Raw genomic sequence first — 5904 nt, 5'->3', positions numbered from 1 at the left:
CTACGAGCTACGAGCTACGAGCTACGAGCTACGAGCTACGAGCTACGAGCTACGAACAAGCCCCGCCCGAGAGCGGGGCTTGTTCGTTAATGGGTGTTTCTCTCCACGCTCGAGAGGTGGCAGCCTTCGACGCCTCCGCAATAGCGCTGAACGCGGGAGCGATGAATCGGGTCTTGCGACATGGATGTCGCAAGAGGCGCGTCGGGCAGGATGCCCTTTTGCGCCGACCCGAATTCAGCGTGACTGCGTTCAGGGTTTCGCTATTGAAGGGAGGTTGGTGCCCGGTCAGTGGTAAATACGAGGAGATGAAATGAGTCGCCTCGTCCGTTTGGCACAGGATCCACGAAAAAGCCCCACCGATCGGTGGGGCTTCGCTGACTGCCATTCAAACGACGCGCTACGCGCTTACAGCATGCTGCGCAGTACGTAGTGGAGAATACCGCCGTGACGGTAGTACTCCAGCTCGTTGGCGGTGTCGATGCGGCAGAGCGCGTCGATCTTCTTCTCGCCCTTGTCGCCGGCAATGGTCACCTTGACGGTGGCGCCGGGAGAAAGATCCGTCAGACCCTCGATGGAGATGGTCTCGTCGCCGGTGAGCCCCAGCGTCTCGCGGCTTTCGCCCTCGGGGAACTGCAGCGGCAGCACGCCCATGCCGATCAGGTTGGAGCGATGGATCCGCTCGTAGGACTCGGTGATGACGGCGCGCACGCCAAGCAGTCGCGTGCCCTTGGCGGCCCAGTCGCGGGAGGAGCCGGTGCCGTACTCCTTGCCGGCGATGATCACCAGCGGGGTGTCGTCCTCGGCATACTTCATCGCCGCGTCGTAGATCGACATCTGCTCGCCGCTGGGCACGTGGCGGGTGTAGCCGCCCTCGACGTTCTCCAGCATCTCGTTGCGGATACGGACGTTGGCGAAGGTGCCGCGCATCATCACTTCGTGGTTGCCGCGACGCGAGCCGTAGGAGTTGAAATCCTTCACCGCCACGCCGTTTTCCTGCAGGTACCTGCCGGCGGGGCTGTCCGGCTTGATCGAGCCGGCCGGCGAGATGTGGTCGGTGGTGACGGAGTCGCCCAGCTTGGCCAGCACGCGGGCGTTGGTGACGTCCTCGACCGGTTTCGGCTCTTTTTCCATGCCTTCGAAGAAGGGCGGATGCTGGATGTAGGTGGAGTCCTTGGACCAGGCGTAGACCTCGCTCTCCGGGAACTCGATCGACTGCCAGATCTCGTCGCCGTCGAAGACCTCCGCGTACTCCTTGCGGTACATCTCGGTCTTGACCTTTTCGACCGCCTCGGCGATCTCGGCCTGGGAGGGCCAGATATCCTTCAGGTAGACGGGCTTGCCATCCTTGCCTTCACCCAGCGGCTCCTTCGACAGATCCTTGCGGACGTTGCCGGCCAGCGCGTAGGCGACGACCAGGGGCGGAGAGGCCAGCCAGTTGGTCTTGACCAAGGGATGCACACGGCCTTCGAAGTTGCGGTTGCCGGAGAGCACCGAGGCGACGGTCAGGTCGCCGTCGTTGACCGCCTTCTCGATCGGTCCGGGCAGCGGGCCGGAGTTGCCGATACAGGTGGTGCAGCCGTAACCGACCAGGTTGAAGCCCAGCGCATTGAGATCGTCCTGGACGCCACCGGCTGCCAGATAGTCGGTCACGACCTTGGAACCGGGCGCGAGCGAGGTCTTGACCCACGGCTTGGTGTCGAGTCCTTTCTCCTTGGCCTTTCGCGCCAGCAGGCCGGCGGCCATCATCACGCTGGGGTTGGAGGTGTTGGTGCAGGAGGTGATGGCTGCGATCACCACGGCACCGTGGTCGAGCGAGAACTTCTCGCCGTCGTACTCCACGTCCTGGCTGGCGTCTGTACGATATTCGCTGCCGTTCCGGTAGGTCTCGTCGTCAGCCGGGGGCGCGCCGACAGCCGTGTCTCCGCCTTCCGACATCCACTTGCCCTGCTCTTCGGTCGAGGCGTCCGGCTTGTCGCCGTCCATCAGCTTCTCGAAGGTGGATTTCATGTCGGAGAGCGCGACACGATCCTGCGGGCGCTTGGGTCCGGCCAGCGAGGCTTCCACTTCCCCCATGTCCAGCGCCAGCGAATCGGTGAACGTCGGTTCGGCACCCTGTTCGCGCCACAGGCCCTGGGCCTGGGTATAGGCCTTGACCAGTTCGATCTGGTCTTCCTCGCGGCCGGTCAGGCGCAGATAGTTGAGCGTCTCGTCGTCGACGGGGAAGAAGCCGCAGGTGGCGCCGTATTCCGGGGCCATGTTGGCGATGGTGGCGCGATCGGCCAGCGGCAGGTCGTTGAGGCCGTCGCCGTAGAATTCGACGAACTTGCCCACCACGCCTTTCTTGCGCAGCATCTGGGTGACGGTCAGCACCAGGTCGGTGGCGGTGATGCCCTCCTTGAGCTTACCGGTCAGCTTGAAACCGACGACTTCGGGGATCAGCATCGACACCGGCTGACCGAGCATGGCGGCTTCGGCTTCGATACCGCCCACGCCCCAGCCGAGGATGCCCAGGCCGTTGATCATGGTGGTGTGGGAGTCGGTACCGACCAGCGTGTCCGGGAAGGCGTAAGTCTTGCCGTCGATCTCCTTGGTCCACACGGTCTTGCCGAGATACTCCAGGTTGACCTGGTGGCAGATGCCGGTGCCCGGCGGCACGACGCGGAAATTGTCGAACGCTTTCTGGCCCCAGCGCAGGAACTCGTAGCGCTCCAGGTTACGTTCCATCTCCATGGCGACGTTGTCCTTGAACGCGGAGGCATCGCCGAAATGGTCGACCATGACGGAGTGGTCGATGACCAGGTCCACCGGCGACAGCGGATTGATGCGATCCGCCTTGGCGCCCAGTTTCTTGACCGCATCGCGCATGGCGGCGAGATCGACGACGCCGGGGACGCCGGTGAAATCCTGCATCAGAACGCGCGCGGGGCGATAGCCGATTTCGCGAGTCGATCTGCCTTCCTTGAGCCAGTCGGCCAGCGCCTGGATATCCTCTTCGGCCACGGTGGGGTCGTCGGCGTAGCGCAACTGGTTTTCCAGCAGCACCTTGAGTGTCATCGGCAACTTGTCGATGTTGCCGAGCGTCTCGGCCGCCTTGGGCAGACTGTAGTAATGGAAAGTCGTGCCGTTGACGTCGAGCGTCGCTAGCGTATGACTCGGGTCGGTAGACATCGGGGGGTTCCTCCTCATGGCGGCAGCTGGCCCCTGGAGTCGGGCGCCAGCTAGCCTGTCAGGTTCCTTGGCGACGGTCCGAGAGCGTGCTGCCGGCTGTCGACCGTCTTTCGATGGGGTGTCTGTACACCACTCTTTTGTCTGGGCTTGTCCGGGCTCTGCTGCCGTGCCCGGCGAGAGACCCTGGCTGCCGTCGGCAGCTGTCGACGAACAGGTTGTCGACAATCATCATGGGCACGATAACATGTATTTTCAATCGGATGCTTCACGACTATCGTCCGGTACGCGTCCGGTACGACCTTGAAAGCGCGTCCCATCGCCACCAACTTCAGCGTAGCTCGTGGCGAGACACTCTGCCGGGCAACCACAGCGCTGGAGATGACCCATGTCACAGGATTCGCTCGTCGATTGGCCTGTCCACTGCCCCTACTGCGATGCGCCGTTCTCGTTGCTACTGGATCTGAGCGCGGGCGGCTACGACACCTGGGAGGACTGCGCGATCTGCTGTCAGCCGATTCATGTCGTGGTCGAGACGAACCTCTCGGGGGAGCTGCAAGGCGTGACATTGGCCAGCGACGACGATGTGGTATGAGCCCGGGCCCGATAGGAAGAGCGAAGAGATTCGATAGCCAATTGCTATATGATCCATTACGCCAATCAAATTGGCCCATGAGTGGTTAGCCTTTAGTCTGACCCCTCCAAAATCCGCCATCACACGACGACTCAATACAGGAGATGCCCAATGAGCGTACTCGTAGGACGCCAAGCCCCGGATTTCGAAACTGCCGCGGTGATGCCCGACGGTTCCATCAAGGATGACTTCCGCCTGTCCGACAGCAACGGCAAGCTGCGCGTGCTGTTCTTCTGGCCGCTGGACTTCACCTTCGTCTGCCCGTCCGAGATCATCGCCCACGACAACCGTCTGGCGAAGTTCAAGGAGCTCGGCGTCGAGGTGATCGGTGCCTCCATCGACTCCCAGTACACCCACCACGCCTGGCGCAAGACCTCGCCGGACGCTGGCGGCATCGGCGAAGTCGGCTTCCCTGTCGTGGCCGACGTCAAGCACGAGATCTGCCAGGCCTATGGCATCGAGCACCCGGAAGCCGGCGTTGCGCTGCGCGCCTCCTTCCTGATCGATGAAGATGGCGTCGTCCAGCACCAGACGGTCAACAACCTGCCGCTGGGCCGCAACGTCGACGAGATGCTGCGCATGGTCAAGGCACTCAAGTACCACCAGACCCACGGCGAAGTCTGCCCGGCGGGCTGGGAAGAGGGCCAGGAAGGTATGAAGGACACCGCCGAGGGCGTGGCCAAGTACCTGGGCACCTACGCCGGCAACCTGTAAGGGAAACACTGCATAAATGTCTGTGCAGGCGAATCGCCGCGCTGCAGCCTGCTCGTCAATTTATCCGGTATTTCCTGAGCGGCATGATGCCGGAGGCGGCCCATCGGGCCGCCTCTGTCGTTTCTGGTATCATGCCTGCCGATCGCAGTGCCCTGTGGCATGACTCGGGTTCGGGATATGCCACAGGGTGTTGAGTAACGATACTTACCAACCGAATCGTTGATCTGAATCGAGGTAGTCATGAGCGATGCGCGTCACGAACGTCTGATTATTCTGGGCTCCGGGCCGGCAGGCTACACGGCGGCGGTCTACGCGGCACGGGCCAATCTCAAGCCGTTGCTGATCACCGGTATGCAGGCTGGCGGTCAGTTGACCACCACCACCGACGTGGATAACTGGCCCGGCGACGAAGAGGGCGTGCAAGGTCCGGAGCTGATGGAGCGCATGCGCAAGCACGCCGAGCGCTTCCAGACGGAAGTGCTGTTCGATCACATCAACGAGGTCGAGCTGCGCGAGAAGCCGTTCACCCTCAAGGGGGACAACGGCACCTATACTTGCGATGCGCTGATCATCGCCACCGGGGCCAGCGCCCGTTATCTCGGGTTGCCTTCCGAGCAGCAGTTCATGGGGCAGGGCGTATCGGCCTGTGCGACCTGCGACGGTTTCTTCTATCGCAATCAGCACGTCGTCGTCGTCGGTGGCGGCAACACCGCGATGGAAGAGGCGCTGTATCTCTCCAATATCGCCTCGAAGGTCACGCTGGTGCACCGGCGCGACAGCCTGCGCGGCGAGAAGATCCTGCAGGATCGCCTTTTCGAGAAGGTCGAGAACGGCAACATGGCGATCGAGTGGAACCATACCCTCGACGAGGTGCTGGGCGACGGCAGCGGTGTCACCGGCGCGCGGCTCCGATCCACGTTGACGGGAGAGACCAGGCAGATCGATGCCATGGGCGTCTTCATCGCCATCGGCCACACGCCGAATACCGGCATCTTCGAAGGGCAGCTCGACATGGCCAACGGCTATATTCGCGTGCAGTCCGGTCTGGAAGGCAACGCGACGGCGACCAGCGTTCCTGGCGTGTTCGCGGCGGGCGACGTCATGGATCACGTCTATCGCCAGGCCATTACCTCGGCTGGCAGCGGCTGCATGGCAGCGCTGGACGCAGAGCGGTTTCTGGACGAGCTCTAAGTCGGGCGTCGCCCGAAGCGGGACGAACGGCGCTGCGCGCCTGGAAGAGATAAGCGGCAAGAAAGGGCAAGAGCTCTGAATGCAACATGCCAGCGACGATATCGTCGCTGGCATGTTGCATTCAGGGCTGCGGCACCCTGATTTCCGCGGCTCGCGGCTCGCGGCTCGCGGCTCGCGGCTCGCGGCTCGCGGCTCGCGGC

At 62.9% G+C, this 5904-nt stretch carries 4 protein-coding genes; 3 read left to right on the top strand and 1 reads right to left on the bottom strand.

Annotation, left to right across the window (positions count from 1 at the left end; genetic code table 11):
- Positions 1–405: 405 nt before the first annotated feature.
- A complete protein-coding gene (gene acnA, locus AC3AYF_RS17370) occupies positions 406–3168 on the bottom strand; it encodes an aconitate hydratase AcnA (protein WP_295039552.1) in 2763 nt (920 codons plus the stop codon).
- Between the two features lie 385 nt (positions 3169–3553).
- Here acnA and AC3AYF_RS17365 point away from each other — a divergent pair, with 385 nt between their 5' ends.
- From AC3AYF_RS17365 to trxB, 3 genes are all read left to right on the top strand, one after another.
- Positions 3554–3760, top strand: coding sequence for a zinc ribbon domain-containing protein (locus AC3AYF_RS17365; protein ID WP_295039549.1), 207 nt, complete (start codon positions 3554–3556; stop codon positions 3758–3760).
- Between the two features lie 150 nt (positions 3761–3910).
- Positions 3911–4513, top strand: coding sequence for a peroxiredoxin (locus AC3AYF_RS17360; RefSeq protein ID WP_110602207.1), 603 nt, complete (start codon positions 3911–3913; stop codon positions 4511–4513).
- Positions 4514–4753: 240 nt separating this feature from the next.
- A complete protein-coding gene (gene trxB, locus AC3AYF_RS17355; protein ID WP_295039546.1) occupies positions 4754–5704 on the top strand; it encodes a thioredoxin-disulfide reductase in 951 nt (316 codons plus the stop codon).
- Positions 5705–5904 lie beyond the last annotated feature (200 nt).

It is taken from the genome of Salinicola sp. (assembly GCF_982684285.1).
Note: the sequence above shows the minus strand (reverse complement) of the source record. Positions and strands in the feature narration are given on the sequence as shown.

Bases quoted from the DNA above. Each gene is read 5' to 3' on its own strand.
- acnA (WP_295039552.1), bottom strand. From the start codon at position 3,168: ATGTCTACCGACCCGAGTCATACGCTAGCGACGCTCGACGTCAACGGC.
- AC3AYF_RS17365 (WP_295039549.1), top strand. From the start codon at position 3,554: ATGTCACAGGATTCGCTCGTCGATTGGCCTGTCCACTGCCCCTACTGC.
- AC3AYF_RS17360 (WP_110602207.1), top strand. From the start codon at position 3,911: ATGAGCGTACTCGTAGGACGCCAAGCCCCGGATTTCGAAACTGCCGCG.
- trxB (WP_295039546.1), top strand. From the start codon at position 4,754: ATGAGCGATGCGCGTCACGAACGTCTGATTATTCTGGGCTCCGGGCCG.